The sequence below is a fragment of the Streptomyces sp. NPDC090025 genome, assembly GCF_044748125.1.
In the GTDB taxonomy this organism is placed as follows: Bacteria; Actinomycetota; Actinomycetes; order Streptomycetales; family Streptomycetaceae; genus Streptomyces.
The window spans coordinates 824,445-844,472 of record NZ_JBIVFL010000001.1; the positions used below are offsets into that span (position 1 = coordinate 824,445).

General features: G+C 72.9%; 16 protein-coding genes and 1 pseudogene. 7 read left to right on the plus strand and 10 right to left on the minus strand.

The genetic code is table 11. The annotated features are described in order from the left end of the window. Positions 1-31 precede the first annotated feature (31 nt). Both ACIPXM_RS03980 and ACIPXM_RS03985 read left to right on the plus strand, forming a co-directional pair. Positions 32-1,099: an ATP-binding cassette domain-containing protein gene (locus ACIPXM_RS03980; RefSeq protein ID WP_401651637.1), complete on the plus strand. Its 1,068-nt coding sequence runs from the start codon at positions 32-34 to the stop codon at positions 1,097-1,099. Further along, complete coding sequence (locus ACIPXM_RS03985; protein ID WP_401651639.1) at positions 1,096-1,944, plus strand: ABC transporter permease; 849 nt, start codon at positions 1,096-1,098, stop codon at positions 1,942-1,944. Before ACIPXM_RS03980 ends, ACIPXM_RS03985 begins: the two co-directional genes overlap by 4 nt. Before the next feature lie 26 nt (positions 1,945-1,970). Here the strand turns inward: ACIPXM_RS03985 and ACIPXM_RS03990 are convergent, their stop codons facing one another. The 4 genes from ACIPXM_RS03990 to ACIPXM_RS04005 form a co-directional block, all read right to left on the minus strand. After that, entirely contained in the window at positions 1,971-4,385 is a 2,415-nt protein-coding gene (locus ACIPXM_RS03990; protein ID WP_401651641.1) for a protein kinase, read from the minus strand. Positions 4,386-4,419: 34 nt separating this feature from the next. After that, the gene (locus ACIPXM_RS03995) at positions 4,420-6,948 is read right to left on the minus strand and encodes a protein kinase (protein WP_401651642.1); all 2,529 of its coding nucleotides are present in this window, start codon (positions 6,946-6,948) and stop codon (positions 4,420-4,422) included. A gap of 143 nt (positions 6,949-7,091) precedes the next feature. Beyond that, entirely contained in the window at positions 7,092-7,589 is a 498-nt protein-coding gene (greA, locus tag ACIPXM_RS04000; RefSeq protein ID WP_401651644.1) for a transcription elongation factor GreA, read from the minus strand. 201 nt (positions 7,590-7,790) lie between these two features. Beyond that, positions 7,791-8,192 carry a DUF4307 domain-containing protein gene (locus ACIPXM_RS04005; RefSeq protein WP_401651646.1) on the minus strand — a complete coding sequence of 134 codons (402 nt, stop codon included), beginning with the start codon at positions 8,190-8,192 and terminating at the stop codon, positions 7,791-7,793. A gap of 97 nt (positions 8,193-8,289) precedes the next feature. Here ACIPXM_RS04005 and mca point away from each other — a divergent pair, with 97 nt between their 5' ends. Together mca and ACIPXM_RS04015 are read left to right on the plus strand one after the other, a co-directional pair. After that, positions 8,290-9,171, plus strand: coding sequence for a mycothiol conjugate amidase Mca (gene mca / locus ACIPXM_RS04010; RefSeq protein WP_401651648.1), 882 nt, complete (start codon positions 8,290-8,292; stop codon positions 9,169-9,171). Continuing rightward, positions 9,164-9,415: a hypothetical protein gene (locus ACIPXM_RS04015; RefSeq protein WP_401651650.1), complete on the plus strand. Its 252-nt coding sequence runs from the start codon at positions 9,164-9,166 to the stop codon at positions 9,413-9,415. Before mca ends, ACIPXM_RS04015 begins: the two co-directional genes overlap by 8 nt. Before the next feature lie 94 nt (positions 9,416-9,509). Here the strand turns inward: ACIPXM_RS04015 and ACIPXM_RS04020 are convergent, their stop codons facing one another. Then, positions 9,510-13,079, minus strand: coding sequence for a tetratricopeptide repeat protein (locus tag ACIPXM_RS04020; RefSeq protein ID WP_401651652.1), 3,570 nt, complete (start codon positions 13,077-13,079; stop codon positions 9,510-9,512). A gap of 349 nt (positions 13,080-13,428) precedes the next feature. Here ACIPXM_RS04020 and ACIPXM_RS04025 point away from each other — a divergent pair, with 349 nt between their 5' ends. Next, complete coding sequence (locus ACIPXM_RS04025) at positions 13,429-13,821, plus strand: rodlin (RefSeq protein WP_401651654.1); 393 nt, start codon at positions 13,429-13,431, stop codon at positions 13,819-13,821. 94 nt (positions 13,822-13,915) lie between these two features. Here ACIPXM_RS04025 and ACIPXM_RS04030 read toward each other — a convergent pair whose 3' ends face one another. Both ACIPXM_RS04030 and ACIPXM_RS04035 read right to left on the minus strand, forming a co-directional pair. Further along, positions 13,916-15,295 (minus strand): sensor histidine kinase, encoded by a 1,380-nt coding sequence (locus ACIPXM_RS04030; protein WP_401651656.1) that lies wholly within the window; start codon positions 15,293-15,295, stop codon positions 13,916-13,918. Further along, positions 15,292-16,026: a response regulator transcription factor gene (locus tag ACIPXM_RS04035; RefSeq protein WP_401651658.1), complete on the minus strand. Its 735-nt coding sequence runs from the start codon at positions 16,024-16,026 to the stop codon at positions 15,292-15,294. The genes ACIPXM_RS04030 and ACIPXM_RS04035 overlap by 4 nt, the downstream gene beginning before the upstream one ends. A 226-nt stretch (positions 16,027-16,252) precedes the next feature. Between ACIPXM_RS04035 and ACIPXM_RS04040 the strand changes: the two genes are divergently transcribed. Then, a complete protein-coding gene (locus ACIPXM_RS04040; RefSeq protein WP_401651660.1) occupies positions 16,253-17,692 on the plus strand; it encodes an ABC transporter permease in 1,440 nt (479 codons plus the stop codon). A 2-nt stretch (positions 17,693-17,694) separates the two neighbouring features. Further along, positions 17,695-18,474 (plus strand): ABC transporter ATP-binding protein, encoded by a 780-nt coding sequence (locus ACIPXM_RS04045; RefSeq protein WP_401651662.1) that lies wholly within the window; start codon positions 17,695-17,697, stop codon positions 18,472-18,474. 229 nt (positions 18,475-18,703) lie between these two features. Here the strand turns inward: ACIPXM_RS04045 and ACIPXM_RS04050 are convergent, their stop codons facing one another. From ACIPXM_RS04050 to ACIPXM_RS04060, 3 genes and pseudogenes are all read right to left on the minus strand, one after another. Continuing rightward, on the minus strand, positions 18,704-19,111 hold the full coding sequence (locus tag ACIPXM_RS04050; RefSeq protein WP_401651664.1) for a PIN domain-containing protein: 408 nt from the start codon (positions 19,109-19,111) through the stop codon (positions 18,704-18,706). Next, entirely contained in the window at positions 19,108-19,371 is a 264-nt protein-coding gene (locus ACIPXM_RS04055) for a hypothetical protein (protein WP_401651666.1), read from the minus strand. The genes ACIPXM_RS04050 and ACIPXM_RS04055 overlap by 4 nt, the downstream gene beginning before the upstream one ends. A 463-nt stretch (positions 19,372-19,834) precedes the next feature. After that, positions 19,835-20,005 (minus strand): annotated as a pseudogene (locus ACIPXM_RS04060) (Uma2 family endonuclease); the annotation flags it as partial. Positions 20,006-20,028 lie beyond the last annotated feature (23 nt).

A 20,028-nucleotide genomic window follows, 5' to 3' on the forward strand; every position in this document is an offset into this window, starting at 1 on the left:
GTATCGCACCCACACCTGCTGGGAGAGCCACATGCCAGGCGCGATCCACGCCGAAGGTCTGGTGAAGACCTTCGGTGACGTACGAGCTCTGGACGGCGTGGACCTCGATGTCCCCGAGGGCACCGTCCTGGGTCTGCTCGGTCCGAACGGCGCGGGGAAGACGACGGCCGTCCGCGTCCTCACCACCCTGCTCAAACCCGACAGCGGCAGGGCGGTCGTCGCCGGGATCGACGTGCTCAAGCACCCCAACGAGGTGCGCCGCTCGATCGGTCTTTCCGGCCAGTTCGCCGCCGTCGACGAGTATCTGACCGGCCGGGAGAACCTCCAGATGGTCGGCCAGCTCTACCAGATGAGCGCCAAGGCGGCGAAGGTCCGCGCGGGCGAGCTCCTGGAGCGCTTCAACCTGGCGGACGCCGCCGACCGCACCGCCAAGACCTACTCCGGCGGCATGCGCCGCCGTCTCGACCTGGCCGCGGCGCTCGTCGTCTCGCCGCCGGTGATGTTCATGGACGAGCCGACCACCGGCCTCGACCCGCGAAACCGGCAGTCCCTGTGGGAGGTCATCCAGGAGCTCGTCGCGGGCGGCACCACCCTCCTCCTCACCACGCAGTACCTGGAGGAGGCCGACCACCTCGCCCACGACATCTGCGTCATCGACCGCGGCAAGGTCATCGCCCGCGGCACCTCCGACGAGCTCAAGGCCCAGACCGGCGGCGAGCGCGTCGAGGTCGTCGTGCACGACCGCGACACCATCCCGGCGGCCCGCGAGGTCCTCGCCCGCTACGGCCTGCCCGGCATCGGCCACGGCGACATCAGCGTCGAGCAGCACACCCGCAAACTGACCGTTCCGGTCACCGGCGGCGCCAAGCTGCTCGCCGAGGTCATCCGCGACCTGGACGCGGTCGGCGTCGAGATCGACGACATCGGCCTGCGCCGCCCGACCCTCGACGACGTCTTCATCTCGCTGACCGGCCACGCGGCCGAGCAGGAGGAGGACGAGAACGGCGAGGGCGGCGACAAGGGCAAGGGCAAGGGCAAGGGCAAGAGCGACGGCCGGAGCGAGGGCCGGAACGACAGCCGGAAGGAGACCGCCCGATGACCGCCGTCGGCGACACCCTGAACGCGCCGCCCAAGCCGCGCGGCGGACTCATGCAGTCGGTCAACGACTCGCTCGTCGTCACCAAGCGCAACCTCATCCGGATGTCCCGGATCCCGGAGATGGTCATCTTCGGGCTGATCCAGCCCGTGATGTTCGTCGTCCTGTTCAGCTTCGTCTTCGGCGGCTCGATGAGCGTCGGCGGCAACACCGACCCGAACGTCTACCGCAACTTCCTGATGGCCGGCATCTTCGCCCAGACCGTCACCTTCGCCACCGCCGGAGCGGGCGCGGGCATCGCCGACGACATGCACAAGGGCCTCGTCGACCGCTTCCGTTCCCTCCCGATGGCGCGCGGCGCGGTCCTCACCGGCCGCACCCTCGCCGACCTCGTGCAGACCGCGCTCACCGTGGTCGTGCTCGCGATCGTCGGCGTCATCGTCGGCTGGCGGATCCACAACGGCTTCCCCAAGGCCCTCGGCGCGTTCGCCCTGCTGCTCCTGCTCGGCTACGCCTTCTCGTGGATCGGCGCCCTGATCGGCCTGTCGGTGCGCACCCCGGAGGCGGCCACCTCGGGCGGTCTGATCTGGCTGTTCCCGGTGACCTTCGTGTCCAACGCGTTCGTCGACCCCAGCATGATGGCCTCCTGGATCCGCCCGATCGCCGAGTGGAACCCGTTCAGCGCCACCGTCCAGGCGTGCCGCGAGCTGTTCGGCAACCCGGGCGTGGTGCAGTCCGACGCCTGGCCGATGCAGCACCCGGTGTGGGCGTCGGTGCTGTGGTCGATCCTGATCATCGCGGTGTTCCGGACCCTGGCGGTCCGCAAGTACCGCTCGGCGACGGCCTGAAGCCATAAGGCCGTCGTCGCCGTGGCTCAGGGCAGATAGCCGGACAGCACCACCTGGTCCGAGGGCAGGAACACCGCTCCGCCCGCGACCAGGACGGACGGCGTCGTCAGGGAGTTCGTGTCGACGCCGTCCGGGACCAGGGCGCGCCGTATCCGGACGTCCTGGTCGGCCGCCGTGGCGCTCGCGGGCAGCGTCTGCACGTCCTGCTTCCCGGCCAGGACCAGCAGATCGCCCGCGAACCGCACCAGGGCCGGGTCGGCCGCGAGGCCGCCCGGCTCGGTGCGGCGCAGTTCGCGGCCGGTCGCCAGGTCATAGGTGAGGACGGTGGCGCTGCCGCTCTGCGGCTTGCTGAGCACCGCCACCGTGCCGTCCGCGCGGACCGCCGGTGTCCCGGACAGCTCCACCCCTTCGGCGAGCACCCGCTGCCGCCGCAGGGTCCGGGCGTCGAGCACCGGCAGTCCGCCGTCGAGCCGGGTCCAGCCGCACAGCACCGACTCGCCGCGCACCGCCAGGCTGGGGCACTCGACCCCGTCCGCCCCGCGCGCCAGCTCCCGGCCGGTCGCCGCGTCCAGGGACACCGGCACCACCCCGCCGATCGTCAGGAAGACCCGGCCACCGCTCGCCACGACCTCCTCCGGGTTGTGGTCGAGCGGATGCCGCCACAGCTCCCGCGCCCCGCCCTTGCCGTCCAGGCGTACGGCCCTGACCAGGCCCGACGCGGTGTCGCCGAGCCGCAGATAGCTGGTGTAGAGGACGTCGTCGTGCAGCTCGGTGCCCTTGTGCGCCCAGCCCGCGGGCGCCGCGAGCCGCCCGCGTTCCTTGCCGTCCTTGAGCCCGTACGCCGTGAGGACGCCCTCGCCGGTGATGTACGCGGTGTCGCCGACGACCGCCGGATAGCCCGAGGTCGGGTAGAGGTTGGTGCCGTCGGTGGTCCGCCGGGGCGGCACCGACCACAGCTTCTTGCCGTCCGCCGCGTTCAGGGCAAGGGCACCGCCCCCGCCGCCCGCGCACAGCAGCACGGTCGGGGCGAGCGCGCACTCCTCCACGTCCTGATCGGTCTTCGTGGCCCACGGCGACCAGCCCGCCGGACGCTGCCCGGTGTCGGTGCCCGCCTTCCCGAAGTCGCCGGTGCGGCCCTCGCCGCCGTACGGCTGGACCACCTGGTCCAGCACCCGTGCCGCGCCAGGACCCGAGGGGGAGGCGGACGCGGAGCCGGAGGGCGAGCCGGAGCGGGACGCCGAGGCCGACGGGCCCGCCGCGCCCCCCGTACCGCCCGAACCGCCCTGTCCCGCCCGCTGGTTCAGGATCACACCCACCGTGGCGATCACCGCCACCGCGACGGCCGCCGCCGCGATCCGGCGCCACCGGCGGCGCCGCCCCTCCGCCGCCCCCGTGCCGACCCCGCCGTCCGCGCCGTCCGCGCCGTCCGCGCCCGCCGCACCCGGCGCGGGCCGGTCGCCGACCGCCGTGGGGGAGTACGGCACCACGGGGCCGAGCGTCGGCAGCTCCGCGACCCCCGCCCCCGAGGCCGCCGCCTCACCGCTCTCCCGGGCCGCCGTCCCGTACGCGGCGATCAGACCGAGCACTCCACCCGGCCACGGGAACGGCTCACCGTCACCCAACAGCGGCCATTCCTCGGCCAGTTCGGCCAGGGTCGGCCGCCGCGCCGGGTCGAGCCGCAGACAGCGCCCGAGCAGCGGACGCAACTCCTCCGGCACACCGGACAGTTCGGCGTCGGCCCGGCTGATCCGGTAGATCACCGCCGCCATCTCGTCGTCGTGGAACGGGCCACGGCCGCTCGCTGCGAACGCGAGCGCCGCGCCCAGACAGAACACGTCCGACGCGGGCACCACCGCCCGGCTGCCGGTCAGATGCTCCGGCGACATGAACCCCGGCGAGCCCACCACCAGACCGGTCGAGGTCAGCGCGGTCGCCTCGAAAGCCTGCGCGATGCCGAAGTCGATCAGCTTGGGCCCGTCCGGGCCGAGCAGCACGTTCGCCGGCTTCAGGTCCCGGTGCAGCACCCGCGCGCCGTGCACCGCGGCGAGCGCCCGCACCAGGGTGCCGCCGAGCCGCGTCACGGCGGCGAGCGGCAGTGGCCCGGTCCGCGGCACCGCCTCGGCGAGCGACGGACCCGGCACGTACTCGGTCGCCAGCCAGGGCGCGGCCGCGTCGGCGTCGGCGGCCACCAGCCGGGCCGCGTACGGGCTGTCCACCGCCCGGGCGGCCGTGATCTCGCGCCGGAACCTGGCCCGGAAGTCGTCGTCCAGTTCGAGATCGGCGCGGACCGTCTTCACCGCCACCATGTGCCGGGGGTCGGCGGTCGGGGTGTCGGTCCGGCAGGCCAGATGGACCTCGCCCATGCCGCCCGCGCCGAGCCGGGCGAGCAGCCGGTACGGGCCGACGAGCCGGGGCCGTCCGGCGGGCAGCGCTTCGAGCACGGTCAGCACACCTTCCCTGAGGGCTTCTCGGCCGTCACCGCTTGGGCAGTTCCATGGCGACGACGGCACCCTTGTCGTACACGAGGTAGGCGATCCCGCCGACCGGGATCAACTCGGGCTTCCGCAGCATCCGTTCGTAGACGATGCCGTAGCGGGGGTCGCGCGTGTCCACCTCCGCGCGGGGCCCGGGCGCGCCCGGCACCGGGGTCGCCCTGAGGTCCCCGGGCTTGCCGCCCGGGCCCAGCTTCAGGGTGTAGAGCGCCGCGTAGTCCGCGTACACGACCTGGTCGCCCGCGATCAGCGGCGCCGACCACTTCTGCAGCAGTCCGGCCGGGGCGGGCTTCGCCGGATGCTCGGCGAGCGTGCGGCCGTCCCTCGGGTCGACCACCCGCAGGGTGCGGCCGGACTCGACGCGGATGTCGTAGGAGCCGCTGGTGTACGTGATCGCGTAGCCGACGGCCGCGGTCGGGGAGAGCGCCTCGGGGGTCAGCCCGGCGACGGCGGCCGGGAGCTGCCGCTGGGTCACGAGGGTGGCCGCGTCCAGGACGTGCAGGCTCGCCGTGCCGTCGGAGCTGTGCGGGACGGTCACGCACCAGGCCGACGTGCCGAGGATCTTCACCAGCTCGCAGTCGGCCGCCGCCCGGTCCACCTGCCCGCGCAGCGCGCCCGTCTTCGCGTCGTACGTGACGAGCCCGCCGTCGCTGAGCGCGTACACCTGGCCCCTGGCGTACGCGACCGGCTCGAAGCCGCGGAAGTCGGAGTACGGGATGTTGTCGTTGGTGAGTTCCTTCTCCCACAGCTTGCGCCCGTCGGCGAGGGAGAAGGCGGCCATCCCGGTCTTGTACTCGCTGGCGGCACCGGCCGGCCGGACCGCCGCGAAGATCATGCCGTCGGCGACGATCGGCCGGGTCGGCTCCGCCTGGGTGCCGCGCACCCGGTCGGTCTTCTCCCAGCGCACCGCGCCGCTGCGCACGTCACGGACCTGGAGCTTGCCCTCCCAGGCGAGCACCACGACCCTGTCGTGGACGGTCGGGCGGGACGCCTTGCCGACGATCCACGGGCGCCCGTGGTCGTTCATGTAGCTGCTGGCGCTGTCGGCGCGGCGGCCGCCGGTGCCGTCGAAGTCCACCGCCCACAGCTTCTTCCCCGTCGCCGGGTCGAGCGCCTCGTACCAGCCGTCGGTGGTCCGGCACACCAGGGCCTTGTCGTTGCCGGAGCAGCCGAAGGCCGGGGCGCCGAGCTTCGCCCGCCAGGGCTGCCACCCGGCGGGGCGCTGGGCGGCGCTCTGCGGGACCACGCCGGAGCCGTCGGCGAGGCCACGGTCGTCGACACCTGCCACCCGGGGCACGGCGGGCGGCGCGGCCGTCACCGGCTTCCTCGGCGCCGGGTCCTGGTGCGGGGCGGCGGGCTCGGGCCACAGCAGCCAGGTGCCGAGGCCGCCGCCGAGCAGCGCGAGGACGAGCACGGCGGCGAGCAGCCGACGCCGCCCACGGCCGTCCTTCGTCGCCGGGGCTGCGGACGGGGCCGGTGTGCCGGGGCCGAGGGTCGGTGCCGCGTGCGGATCGGCCGGCCGCGCCACGGCCGGGGCGTCGGCGGGCGCGGGCGCCTCGACCAGCGGTCCGCCCGCCGCGATCAGCTGGGCCAGCTCCCGCCCGTACTCGCCGATGTGCTCCCGTACGGCCTGCGGCCACGCGGGCGCCCGGCCCCCGGTGCCGCTCTCGTCGCCGAGCATGGCGGCCAGGGCCTCGGGCGTCGGCCGGGCCGCCGGGTCGGCGGCCAGACAGGCGGCGATCACCGGGCGCAGTTCCTCCGGCACCCGGCCGAGGTCCGCCTCGGCCCGCGCGACCCGGTAGAGCACGGCCGCGACCGGTCCTTCGCCGAACGGGTCCTCGCCGGTCGCCGCGTAACAGAGCAGCGAGCCCAGACAGAACACGTCGGAGGCCCCGCTGACGTGCCGGGCGCCCGCCACGTGCTCGGGCGACATGAAGGACGGGGTGCCGACCATCATCCCGGTGGCCGTCATGGTGGTCGCGCCGGTGGCCTTCGCGATGCCGAAGTCGATCAGGCGCGGCCCGTCGACGGCGAGCATCACATTGCCGGGCTTGAGGTCGCGGTGCAGCACCCCGGCCGCGTGCACATCGGCGAGCGCGCGGGCGATCCGGGCGCCGAGCGCGCGCACGACCGGGACCGGCAGCGGGCCGCCGCGGCGCACGGCCTGGGCGAGGCTGGGGCCCGGCACGTACGCGGTGGCCAGCCACGGCACCTCGGCGTCGGCGTCACCGCCGACCGGCGCGGCGGCGTGCGCGCTGCGCACCAGGGCGGCCACCCGGATCTCGCGGCGGAACCGGTCGCGGAAGGCGGGATCGCCCGCCACGTCCTGCCGCACGGTCTTCACGGCGACGTACCGGCCCTCGGCCTGTCCCTGTCCCTGTGTCTGCCCCGGCCCCTGTCCCTCGGGGATCCGGGCCAGATAGACCTCGCCCATGCCCCCGGCGCCGAGCCGTGCCAGCACCTCGTACGGACCGATCCGGCGCGGCGAACCCGCGCGCAACGCCCCCAGCACGTCCCTGACCCCCCGCGAGCCCGTGAACCGACAGCGTGATCATTGCATGAACATGACTCAGGGCCGGACCCCTTCGCGAGGTCCGGCCCTGAGCCGGGACACGTGGTGCCGGGGCGCGCCGGGCGCGCCCGAGGTATCAGGTGTCAGGCGCCGTGCGGCTTGGCGCTGAGGATCTTCACCATGGCCATCTTGCCGTTCGGCAGCTCGTACTCGGCGTCGTCACCGGCCTTCTTGCCGTTGACCCCGACGCCGAGCGGGGACTGCGGCGAGTAGGTCTCGATGTCACCGCTGGCGTACTCGCGGGAGGCGAGCAGGAAGGTCAGGGTGTCGTCCTCGTCGCCGTCGAAGGCGATGGTGACGACCATGCCCGGCTCGACGACGCCGTCGTCCGCGGGCGCCTGGCCGACCTTGGCGTGCTCCAGGAGCTGCGTCAGCTGACGGATCCGGAGCTCCTGCTTGCCCTGCTCCTCCTTGGCCGCGTGGTACCCGCCGTTCTCGCGCAGGTCGCCCTCCTCGCGCGCCGCGGCGATCTTGGCCGTGATCTCGGTACGCGCGGGACCAGACAGGTACTCAAGCTCTTCCTTGAGCTTGTCGTACGCCTCCTGGGTGAGCCAGGTGACGTTGTCGCTGGTCTGGGTCACAGGTGCTCCTCGTAGGTACTGGGAATACAAAAGCTCGCCCTGTCGGAGGACTGCCTTTTCAGCATGCGCCTTCCGAGCGGGCGAAACCACGAGCCTAACAATCAGTGGCGGAAAGCGGGAGGACATAAACGCGGGGTTTACGTCACCCCAGGTCACGAAGGTGACCTCGCCGGGTGCGCCACCCGGGGTCCCTACCCACCGCTACCGCGCCGTACACCCGATCAGCTCGGCGCTGGTGGCGCGGGCGGTGGTGCGCACCGCGTAGACCTTGTCGATCCGGCCGACCGGCTCGTCGATCCGGACGTCCTTGCGGCCCACCTCGGCGCCGTCCTCGGCGCGCGAGCGCAGGGTGCAGACGCCCTGGGCGTCGTCGTCCTTGCGGATCTCCAGATGGACCTGGACCTCGCGGTCGCTCACGACGTCGAACTTGATGATCTCGGCGCTGATCTTGCTGTCGACCACGTAGTACCAGCCGAACCAGCCCATCAGGGCGAGGAACAGGGTGCCGAGCACCGCTCCGACGATCTTCAGCTTGCGGTCCGCGCGCTCGTCCGCCGAGCGCCCGTAGCGCCCCTCGGGCAGCTGCTCACGCACCGCGCTCATGATCGTTCCTCTCGCCGCCGGGGGTCCGGAATTTTCCTCCCCCCGATTCCGTCACTATAGAGACCTCCCTAGGCGACGAATGACTGAGGATCGAGTCTTGACTGAGCAGCTGCGACTGATGGCCGTTCACGCCCACCCCGACGACGAGTCGAGCAAGGGCGCGGCGACGATGGCCAAGTATGTGTCCGAGGGGGTGGAGGTCCTGGTGGTGACCTGCACGGGCGGCGAACGCGGCTCCATCCTCAACCCCAAGCTCCAGGGTGACCCCTACATCGAGGCGAACATCCACGAGGTGCGCCGCAAGGAGATGGACGAGGCCCGCGAGATCCTCGGCGTCCAGCAGGAATGGCTGGGCTTCGTCGACTCCGGCCTGCCCGAGGGCGACCCGCTGCCGCCGCTGCCCGAGGGCTGTTTCGCCCTGGAGGACGTGGACACGGCCGCCGGGGAGCTGGTCCGCAAGATCCGCGCGTTCCGCCCGCAGGTCGTCACGACCTACGACGAGAACGGTGGGTACCCGCACCCCGACCACATCATGACCCACAAGATCACGATGGTGGCCTTCGATGGCGCGGCCGACACCGAGAAGTTCCCGGAGTCCGAGTTCGGCCCGGCCTACCAGCCGCAGAAGCTCTACTACAACCAGGGCTTCAACCGCCCCCGCACCGAGGCCCTGCACCAGGCCCTCCTCGACCGGGGCCTGGAGTCCCCGTACGGCGAGTGGCTGGAGCGCTGGAAGGACTTCGAGCGCACGGAGCGGACCCTGACGACCTTCGTGCCGTGCGCGGAGTTCTTCGAGATCCGCGACAAGGCCCTGATCGCCCACCGCACCCAGATCGACCCCGACGGCGGTTGGTTCCGGGTCCCGATGGAGATCCAGCGCGAGGTCTGGCCGACCGAGGAGTACGAGCTCAGCAAGTCGCTCGTGGACACTTCCCTCCCCGAGAGCGACCTCTTCGAAGGCATCCGAGAGAATGCCTAGCATGAGCGCACACCTGGCTATGACCGAGCTCGTCCCCTTCGCGAAGGAGCTGGACGAGAACAAGGTGACCCCCGGCGTCCTCGGCTTCATCGTCTTCGCCGCCCTGGCGCTGGCCGTGTGGATGCTGATGAAGTCGATGAACCGCCACATGCACAAGATCGACTTCACCGAGGCCCCCGACCCGGCCGCGGCGGGCGCGACGGCGGGCGCGACGGCGCCGGCCAAGGGCACGGCGAAGAAGTAACGGCACACGACCGTACGGGCCCCGGCACCGCCGAGGCCCGTACGAGCGCTGCCCGGGACCGGGGCAGGGCCCGCCCCCGTACCGGCGCCGCCGGTCAGGCCAGCTCCACCCCCATCACCTCCCGCGCCTGCAGCCCCGGCAGCATCCCCAGGTCCCAGGCCGGCCAGCCGGTCTCCGGGGTCGGTGGGGTCGGGGTGCGGTCCAGGACCAGGGCGTACGCCTCCGCGCAGTCCTCCAGGCGGGGGTCGCGGGTCGGGTGGCGGTCCGCGGTGAGGGCCGTCAGTTCGGCGCGGGCCTCCGCCGGGTCGGGGAGCAACGTGGCGCGCAGGAAGCGGGCCCAGTCGGCGCCCCTGCGGTCGCCGTACGACAGGAACAGCCGGGCCGACTCCTCGCACAGCCGGACCGCCTGCGCGGTGCGGCCGTTGCCCGCGTCGACCACCGCCAGCTCCAGACACGCCCACGCCTCGCCGTGCGGCACACCGATCCGGCGGAAGTCCGCCCGCGCGTCCGTCAGGAGCTGCCGGGCGAAGCCCGAGTTGCGCAGATTCCCGGTGGCCGCCGCCCGCTGGTCGCGGGTGACCCGGCCGGAATGGTGGCGGGCGCACGCCAGGCCGTACACGTCCCGCATCCGCGAGAACATCGACCGCGCCCGCTCCAGCTCCCGCACCGCCGGATCCCGGTCGCCGCGCTCCTCAAGGGCGAGCCCCAGGTAGTACAGCGTCCACGCCTCGCCCCGCGCGTCCTCCTGCTCCCGGTGCCGGGCCAGCGCCTGCCGCAGCCCCTCCACCGCCCCCTCCGCGTCCCCCGCCATCAACCGGGTCCTGGCCAGCTGGGTCAGCGCCCACGCCTCGCCGCGCCCGTCATGGGTCCTGCCGTACAGATCGAGCGCCAGCCGCAGCTCCGCCGCCGCCCGCCCGGTGTCGCCACGGCGCAGCCACACCTGGCCCAGCTGGAAATGCGACCACGCCTCGCCGTGCAGCGACTCGTGCTCCCGGTGCAGCGCGAGCGCCGACCCCAGCAGCGCCACCGCCTCCGTGAGCCGCGCCCGGTCCCGCTCCACCGCCGCCAGCGCGTGCAGCGTCCAGCCCCGGTCGGCCGCCAGCGACTCCGGCGCCTGCAACGCCAGCGCCTCCCGCAGCCGGGCCGCCGCCCCCGGCAGATCGCCCTGATGGTGCAGCGTGATCCCGAGCGAGCACAGCGCCAGCGCCGCCCCCGCGTCCTGGTGCGCCTCCTGATAGAGCGAGACCACCGACGTCAGCGTCGACCGCGCCTTGTCCAGCTCGCCCAGCTGCCGCGCCGCGATACCCGTACGCCACTGCACCGAACGCGACAACTGCCCCTGCCCCACCGCCTCGGCCAGCTCGTTGATCTCACCCAGCCGGTACAGATCGCCCCGCAGCAGACAGTGGTCGCACAGCGCGCCGAGCAGATCCAGGACCGTCTGCTGGTCCACGCCCTCGGTGTGCCGCAGCGTCGCCGTGATGAAGCTGGACTCGTCGTCCAGCCAGCGCAGCGCCGCCTCCAGAGACCCGAACCCGTCCCCGTCGAACCGGGCCGCCCGGTTGACCCGGGTCGACATCCGGCCGTCGACCATCCGGATCACCGCGTCCGCCAGCTCCGCGTAGTTGCGGATCAGCCGCTCCTGCGCCGCCGCGATCTCCGCCTGGTCCTCCTCCTCGACGAGCCGCGCCGCCGCGAACCCGCGCACCGCGTCGTGCACCCGGTAGCGCTTGCCCCGCACATGGTCGAGCAGCCCCGCCCCGGCCAGCTCCGCGAGCAGCCGCGCCCCCTCCGCCGGACCGCCGCCCAGCAGCGCCGCCGCGGCCGCCGCTCCCAGCGACGCCCGCCCGGCCAGCGGAAGCCGCCGCAGCAGCCGCCGCCCGTCGTCGTCGAGCCCGGTCGCGTACGCCGCCGCCAACGCCCGCTCCACCGGCCCCGCCTCCGGACCGGCCGCCGCGAGCAGCCCCGCCACCTCGTCCGCCGGCCGCCCCTGAAGGAGCGCGCCCGCCGTACGCAGCGCCAGCGGCAGCCCGCCGCACAGCTCCCCGGCCCTCGCCAGCCCCTCCGCGTCGTACGGCTCCCGCGAACCGCCGCCGAGCAGATCCTCGGCCGCCGCCGCGTCGAGCGCGCTCACCGGCAGCACGTGCACCGAGGCGGGCACGTCGTCACCGAGGTCCAGCGGCTCCCGGCAGGTCACCAGGACCAGGCTGTCGGACCGCGCCGGCAGCAGCGTCCGCACCTGCGCCGGATCGACCGCGTCGTCCAGGATCACCGTCACCGCGAGCCCGGTCAGCTGCTGGTGGTACAGCTCGGCGAGCCTGCGGACCTGCTGCTCCGGCGAGGACCGCTCACGGAACAGCAACTGCTCGCGCGGCGCGCCCAAACGGTTCAGCAGATGCAGCAGCGCCTCCCGGGTGCTCAGCGGCTGCTGCCCCCGGGTCGCGCCGCCGCGCAGGTCCACCACGCACGCGCCCCGGAACTGGTCCCGCAGCGCGTGCGCAGCCCGCACCGCGAGCGCCGTACGGCCGGAGCCCGGCGCGCCCGGCAGCATCACCACGGTCGGCCGCGTCGTCGGCGCCGCCCGCCCGGCCTGCACCCACCGGACGATCCGCCCCAACTCGGCCCGCCGCCCCGCGAACGTCCCGGTCAGCTCCGGCAACTGCCCGAAGGACTGCTCAAGCACGGCCCGCCGCCGCGCCGCCGCACTCCGATCGGAGCCGCCGCGCAGCCGGTCGACGACCTTCTGCGCGGGAGGGGTGACGGACCGGCCCGATCCGGGGGTACGGGGTGAGGTGGGCGTACGGGCGGGGGTGGGCGCGCCGGGGACCGTGGCGGGTGTCCGGGCCTCGGCCCCGGACGCGACCCGGTCCCGGTCCCCGGCCATGGCGCCGGACCCCTTCCCGGACCCCTTCCCGTTCCCCTTCCCCTTGCCGTTCCTGGCCCCGTTCCCGCCGCCGTCCACCGCCCCGTCCCCGGCCGCCGCCGGTACCCGCTGGCGCTCCAGAAAGGGGCGCACGCCCCGTACCTCGACGGCGTCCAGCCAGTTCTGCCGCAACTGCTCAAGACCCTGCGCGCCGATGGCCTCGGCGATCCCGCCCGCCCCGCCCGCCCCGGTCGCCCCGGCCGTCCCGGCCGTCCCTGTGCTCCCGGTCGTCCCCGTCCCGTGCGGGGGCGTGCGCCGTGCGGCGGCCCGCCGCTCCGCGCCGGTGCGCAGGACGGTGGCCGCCGCGCCCGCCACCGCGACCACGGCGCCCGCGCCGAGCGCGGTGCCCGTCGCCGTACCGAGGACGAGGTCGCCGCCGACCGCCGCGACCGTGGCGACGGCCGTCACCACGGCGGGCGTCGCCACGGTCGCGAGGCCGCGCGGCGCGGCGGCACCGGCCCCGGGCCCGCCGGGAGCAGGGTCCGTACCCGGCGGGGGAACAGGCCCGGCCGGATCCGCCGCCCCCACTGCCCCTTCCGCCTCGGCGGCCTCCCGCGCCTCCACCGCGACCAGGTACACCGCGTACTCCTCCGCGGCCTCCTCCGCGAGCGCGTCCAGCGCCGCCGCGCCCCGGGCGAGCAGCTCCACCCGGTCGGCGTCGCTGCCGCCGGAGCGCCGTACCTCCTCGTCCACGGCCAGGGCCAGCAGCCCCTCGGCCTCGGCCCGATGGCTGTTCCGCATCCGCGTCCCCCTCCGGTCGACGTGCCGTGTCCCCTGACCCGGCCCCGCCGCGTGTCCTGCGGCGGAATCGCTCAGGGCTCGAACAGTCGGGCCCCGGATTCCTGCGGGACCCCGGCCCGCGCGCGGGGCCGCTGTGAAGGACCGCGGCGACGGTGCCGCAGTTCCCAAGCCCCGTACCCCGTACCCCGGCTGACCGAACGGCAGACCGTCGACCTCGCGTCCGATGGCGTTCATGTGCCGAATACCGCGTCCGGGTGATGCGCCGGAACCAATCCTTCCCCGGGCAGTTGATCAGGGCGCTTCGGACAACGGAGCAGTTCCGGGCCACCGAGCTCAAGAAGGAAGACTCGTGATCAAGAAGGTTCTTGCTACCGCTGCTGTTGCGGCCACCGTCGCCGGCATGTCCGCGACCACGGCGATGGCGGCCGGCAACGATGGCGGCAGCGCCAACATCATCGGCAACCAGTCGAAGCAGTCCATCGGCAGCAACTCCACCGGTGGTTACATGAGCCCGAACTTCGGCCTCATCAACGGTGGCGTCCTGCACTGCTTCGACATCCAGAAGATCCAGGCGCAGGTTCCGGTCGGCGTCATCGCCGTCCCGGTCGCCATCCAGGACGTCCTCGGCAACCCGATGTCGAACCAGACCTGCACCCAGAACTCCGTGCAGCAGAAGGGTGACGACGCGCTGTCGCACATCCTGGGCGAGGTCCTCTCCCAGAACGGCAACGTCGGCGGCTGATCTCCGCGGCTCCGCTGAAGCGGCCCCGTTCCTCGCAGAGCCAGTGCGAGGAGCGGGGCCGCTTCGCCGTATGCCTGCCCGTTCTCCGGGCTTGTCACCCCCCGCTGTACGGGCGGTCTTCCGGACCGGTCGACGGACCGGCGGGTTCGTGGGCGGGGCCGGTGGGGCCGATGGGTTCGCGGGCCGGGAGCTCGACCCGTACGAGCAGCCCGCCCCCTTCCCTGGCCCGCGCCGTCACCGTGCCGTGGTGGCCGCGCGCGATGGACCGGACGAGGGCGAGGCCGAGGCCGTGGCCGCTGCGGTCGCTGGCCACCCGGGGACGGGCCCGGTAGAAGGGCTCGAAGAGCCGGTGCACGGTCGCCGGGTCGACCTCGGGGCCGGTGTTCGCGACCGTCAGGACGACCACGTGTCCGGCCCGGTGCTCCCCGCCCTCGCGCCCCTGGCGCCCCTTGCGTTCCTCGCGCTCCTCACGTCCCACCCGTACCTCGACCGTCCCGTCCGGCACGTTGTGCGTCCGGGCGTTGTCGAGGAGGTTCACGACGAGCTGCCGCAGCAGCGTGGCGCTGCCCACGACCTCGCAGGAGCCGGGGCCGGAGCCGGGGGTACCGGGGTTACCGGGGGCGAGCGTGATGGTCACGCCGTACGGACCCTCCGGACCGCCCGAGACCTCCGCCGGTCGCTCCGCGTCAGCCCGCTCCGCGACCGCCCGCTCGGTGAGCGCGGCCAGGTCCACCGGCTCGGCCTCGTGGTCGCCCTGCTCGGCCGCCGCCAGCCGCAGCAGCGCCCGTACCACCTCGATGTTGCGCTCGTTGGTCTCGCGCAGCATCGGGATCAGCTCGGCGAACTCCTCGCGGGTCGTCCCGCCGTCGGCCTCGGCCATCTGCAGGATGGCCCGGGTCGTCGCGAGCGGGGTGAGCAGTTCGTGGGAGGCGTTCGCGGCGAAGCGCTGGTGCGCGGCGAACGACTCCTCCAGGCGCTCCAGCGTCGTGTCGAAGGTGTCGGCGAGCTGCTTGAGCTCGTCCTCGGGGCCGCGCGCGGCGATCCGGTACGCGAGATCGCCCTCTCCCGCCTTGGCCGCCGCCCGGTTGATGGTGTGCAGCGGGGCGAGCAGCCGCCGGGAGAGCAGCCAGCCCGCGCCGAGACCGATGCCGAGGACGACGATCACGCCGCCGACGGACACGGCGAGGACGGTCGACCAGACGTCCTCCTTGTCGCGGATCAGGCCGGACACGTCGATCGTCCGGCCGCGCCCCTGCGGCGCCTCGCCGAGGTCGGGCGGCGCGGTCGTGCCCGGGGGCACGACGTACGGGGCGGTGAAGTCGTACGTCGGCAGATAGCGGATGCCGACGTAGATGATCGCCACCATCAGCGCCGAGCAGGCGGCGAGCGCGGCGCCGAAGCCGAGGAAGAGGCGGGTGTGGATGCTGAGCGCGCGCGCCCGGCGGTGCGGGCCGCCGCGGGTCCGCCACTTCACGGGGTGTCCTGTGGAGAGTGCTTCGGGGGAGTCTCCGGGGAGGGTTCGGGGGAGTGCCCGGGGGACGGCTCGGGCGCGCCGAGGTAGTAGCCCGCGCTGATCGCGGTGTGTACGAGCTGCGGCTCGCCGAGTTTGCGGCGCAGGGTGTGGACGACGAGCCGGACGGCGTTGGTGAGCGGATCGGCGTGCGCGTCCCATGCCTTGTCGAGGAGATATTCCGCGCTGAGGACCCCGCCCTCCGCCCGCATCAGCAATTCGAGGACGGACATCTCCTTCGGGGTGAGCCTGATGTCCGTGCCGCCGCGCGTGACCCGTCGTCGATGGGTGTCGAAGGTGAGATCGGAAAAGGTGAGGACCGGGGAATGCGCCATGGGGCTGCGCCGGTAGAGGGCGCGCAGCCGGGCGACGAGTTCGGGAAAGTCGAAGGGTTTCGGGAGATAGTCGTCGGCGCCGAGCCCGAGGCCGGTCACCTTGTCGCCGAGCCGGCCCGCCGCCGTGAGCATCAGGACCCGGCAGCCCAGGCCCATGTCGACGATCCGGCGGCACACCTCGTCGCCGTGCACCCCGGGCAGGTCACGGTCGAGGACCACGGCGTCGTAGTCGTACACCGCGAGCCGCTCCAGGGCCGCGGCGCCGTCATGGACGACGTCGACGGCGATGGCTTCGCGCCGCAGTCCGATCTCCAGGACGCGCGCCATGTACTGCTCGTCCTCGACCACCAACACCCGCACGCGAGCCCGTTCCTTTCGTCGTCCACCGCTCACTGATCCTGAGAATTGAGTGAGAAATGCACTGGATTTCATCCGGCACCACCGGACGTGTCAGCGCGATTCCTGGGCTTTCTCCTCACCTCTCCCACGTCTATCAGATGCCGGATTTGATCCGTGTATGAGGGAGCGCGCGGGAGGCACATTCGTGAAACGTCCCTCACAACGGCCGCTGCCTAGCGTGCTGGGCATGAATCTTTTCAAACGCGCGTGGTGGCGGCTGACCGGCGCCCCGGGCAGGACCCTGATGCTGGTCGGCCTGTTCTTCGTGATCTGCACCCTGGTGCTGTCCGGCTTCCTCATCCAGTCGGCGGCGGCCAGGGCGGCCGACGGCGCCAAGAAGAGCGTGGGCGCGGTCGCCACGATGCAGCTCGACGTGAACGGGCTGCTGGCATCGGGCAAGAACGACGGCCGGGCGCCGGAGGGCCGGCAGGGCGGCACCATCGGCACGGCCGGTGACCTCAAGCGCGACCTGGTGGACCGGATCTGCGCGGCCTCGGTCGTCGCCGACTGCAACTACACGGCCGACGGAGCGGCCTTCCCGACCAAGACCACCCGGCTCCACCAGCCGGTCCCGCCGCCCACCGGGCAGGACACCACCGGTACGGACCTGTTCAAGGTCGACGGCGTCCGCAAGCTCGACGAGGTGGGCGCGTTCCGCAACGGCGACTCCAAGCTCGTCGCGGGCAAGGGGATCGGGCCGGACACCGCCAAGGACGAGATCGTCGTCGAGGAGCGGGTGGCCAAGGCCAACAAGCTGAAGGTCGGCGACAAGGTCAAGCTCAAGAAGGGCGACCTGAGCAACGGGATGCCCACCGAGGAGCACGAGTTCACGGTCATCGGCGTCTACCGCAGCGGCACCCCCGACACCGGGCAGTACGTGCCCGCGATGATGGACCCGGCCAACCAGGTGTACGCCACCATCGAGGGCGCCAGCCTGCTCGGCGGCCGCACCACCGACGGCGGCGGCACCCTCAAGTCGGCGACCTTCACGCTGACCGACCCGGACGACCTGGGCGCGCTCAAGGCCGCGGCCGAGAAGGCGGGCGCCGACCTGGGGATCTTCCCGATCTCGGTCAACGACAAGCAGTACCGGGCGCTCGTCGGCCCGATCACCAGGACCGCGGACTTCGCGACGGTCACCGTGTGGCTGGTCGCCGTCGCGGGCACGGTCATCCTGGCCCTGGTCGTCGCCTCCGGCCTGCGGGAGCGGCGCGGCGAGCTGGGCATCCTGCTGTCGCTGGGCGAGAAGAAGCCCAAGCTGCTCGGCCAGCACCTCGTCGAGATCGTCGCCTGCGCCGTCGTCGCGATCGGGCTCGCGGGCGCGGGCAGTCAGTTCGTGTCGCAGGCCATCGGCGACCAACTCCTGGCGGGGGAGGTCGACTCGGCCCGCGAACAGGCCGCGAACGAGAACCTGCGACCCGACCCCAGCGACCCCAACGGCCTGGCCAGGCAGGGCGACGACGAGGCGGAGTCCCAGCCGATCGACTCGCTCGACGTGAGCCTCGGCCCGGCCGACATCGCCAAGGTCGGCGCGACCGGACTCGGCATCGCGGCCCTGGCCACCCTGATCCCCGGCGCCCGCGTGCTGCGCCTCAACCCGCGCGACATCCTGACGAAGGGCGACTGACCATGACCCTCCCCGTACCCCCCGTACCCCCCGTACCTCCCGTACCCCACGGGACCGAGCCCGAGTCCGCCCCCGCGGACCCCTCGCCCGCCTCGCCCTCCCGACCCGCCCCGGTCCTCGAACTCGTCGACGTCTCCCGCACGTTCAGCGGCGGCAACCGGCGCCGGGTGGTCCTCAAGTCCGTGTCGTACGCCTTCGAGTCGGGCCGGATGTATGGCATCGTCGGCCCCTCGGGCTCGGGCAAGACGACCCTGCTGTCCCTGGCCAGCGGCCTGGACACCCCCACCTCGGGCAGCGTCCGCTTCCAGGGCCGTGACGTCACGGACCTGGGCCTGGGCCGCTACCGCAACCGGCACGTGGCGACCGTGTTCCAGTCCCTGAACCTGCTCAGCTACATGACCGCCGTGCAGAACGTGACCTCGGCCATGGAGATCACCGGCGTCGGCCGCGGCCACCGCAAACAGCGCGCCCACGACCTCCTGGACCTCCTCGGCATCGACCCGCCCGACCGCACCCGCCGCACCCTCCAGCTCTCCGGCGGCCAGCAACAACGCGTCGCCATCGCCCGCGCCCTCGCCTGCGAGGTCGACATCCTCTTCGCCGACGAACCCACGGGCGCCCTCGACCACGACACCGCCACCGGCATCATCGACGTCTTCCGCAAACTCGCCCACGACGACGGCAAATGCGTGATCGTCGTGACCCACTCCAAGGAGGTGGCGGCGGCCTGCGACGAGATCCTCACCCTGAAACGCGGAAAGCTCGTCCCGCAGGGCGGCTGACGGGGCCGGGTGCTCCTCCCGCGCCCTAGTTCGAGGCGCTCGGGCTCACGACGACCATCCCGTCCATGATCCCCTTGCTCCCCCCGCCTCGCCCCGGGCGCGTTGGCACACCTGGCGGCGATCGCACGAGAGGAGGTGCGGCAGGCGCGGAGCGGCCGCGCTTCTGTCGGTCGGGTATTCCTCCTGTCCCTGGTGCCAGTGAGTTCGCGAACCCAGCAGCTGGCGATGCTCACACCTCCTTGATGATCACGCGCTCGCCGCAGAGCTTCGACCAGTCGTCATGGTCGGAGGTCAGAACGATCACGGGGGCCGGGGCGCGGAGCGCGAGCGCGGCAACGAGGGCGTCGATCGCGTACTTGTGACCGTGCAGCCCACCTGCGTCCTGAAGCAGCTCCACCGCGGTCAGGGAGTCCTGCTGGCTGACCGGTTCCACCCGCAGCCGGGACAACACCCACTTCAAGCGCGCAAGGTCGGTCTTCCCGTGTACCGCTTCGACAATGGTCAGCGCAGACACGAGGACGGGAACCCCGACCCGCCGGGATGCTTCGATGCGAGCCACCATGCCGCGGTCATTGCGCAGGAGCAGGGACAGCGCCTCGGAGTCGAGCACCAGCGAGCGGGCCGGCAGCTCCTTCACGCTGCGCCCCGCTCGGCGGTCTCGTCCCCGAACAGCTCACGACGAGCGGCTTCGACCTCCTGCTCCGTGAGCGCGCCGTGCTCCTCCTCATGGGCCGCGACGATCTCGGCGAGCCCATCCATGGCGAGCTGGTGCCTGACAGCCTCGGTGATGTAGCTGGACAGCCCGCGACGGCCGGTCCGAGAGCGAAGCTCACTGACCAGCTCGGTGGGCATGGACACGGAGATGTTTTCGGTGGTCCCGGCTCGGGTCGGCTTCATGCCCTAAGTGTAGGACAAGGTCTATTACATGGCGGGGACCGTGCGCACTCGCGGGCTTCGATGGTCCTGACCAGCGAGACCTGCCGCTCACTATCCGAGCGGCTATCGGCGATCAGGGCGACGCCTGGCCCATGACTGTGGGGTTCGCGTGCCGTGTGGGACACCAGCTCCGAATCCTCCGTTGGAGGGCAGAATCAACTCGCCGAGTGGATGTCCTGCTGGCGTGGCAGCACGGGCGAGGGCTAATCCCAACCGCTGCGCCTCCTGTGGGCACCAAGCCGACTGGCATACGGTTGGGGAGATCGTGGACGAGGCCCCTTACGGAGGCTGGATCAATGCCGCTGCGGGTCGGGTTCCCGTCGAAGGTTTGCGTGCCATCAGGGGGGGGCAAGGGATCAGCTGGCCGTACTGCTGATGTCGTCCATGCGTGCACCATCACGCACCTGACGAGTTGGCTTGGTGGGAGGGCGCACTCGGGGCGGGTGGGTGTGAGGTCGATGGTCTCCGCCCGGTAGGCGATGACGTCCGGGCGGCGGTTGGTGAGCGGAACGTCCTGCAGGCGAACGTCGAAGCCGGTGCCCGCGTGCCAGTCCGGGCCTGCGGCCGCGTCCAGCGCGTTGGCCAGGAGGCGGGCCTACTGTTCCGAGGCATCGGGCC

What these genes read in the sequence shown, in the direction of transcription:
- ACIPXM_RS03980 (WP_401651637.1), top strand. Translation starts at nt 32, where the DNA reads ATGCCAGGCGCGATCCACGCCGAAGGTCTGGTGAAGACCTTCGGTGAC.
- ACIPXM_RS03985 (WP_401651639.1), top strand. Translation starts at nt 1,096, where the DNA reads ATGACCGCCGTCGGCGACACCCTGAACGCGCCGCCCAAGCCGCGCGGC.
- ACIPXM_RS04005 (WP_401651646.1), bottom strand. Translation starts at nt 8,192, where the DNA reads ATGAGCGCGGTGCGTGAGCAGCTGCCCGAGGGGCGCTACGGGCGCTCG.
- ACIPXM_RS04015 (WP_401651650.1), top strand. Translation starts at nt 9,164, where the DNA reads ATGCCTAGCATGAGCGCACACCTGGCTATGACCGAGCTCGTCCCCTTC.
- ACIPXM_RS04020 (WP_401651652.1), bottom strand. Translation starts at nt 13,079, where the DNA reads ATGCGGAACAGCCATCGGGCCGAGGCCGAGGGGCTGCTGGCCCTGGCC.
- ACIPXM_RS04040 (WP_401651660.1), top strand. Translation starts at nt 16,253, where the DNA reads ATGAATCTTTTCAAACGCGCGTGGTGGCGGCTGACCGGCGCCCCGGGC.
- ACIPXM_RS04045 (WP_401651662.1), top strand. Translation starts at nt 17,695, where the DNA reads ATGACCCTCCCCGTACCCCCCGTACCCCCCGTACCTCCCGTACCCCAC.
- ACIPXM_RS04055 (WP_401651666.1), bottom strand. Translation starts at nt 19,371, where the DNA reads ATGAAGCCGACCCGAGCCGGGACCACCGAAAACATCTCCGTGTCCATG.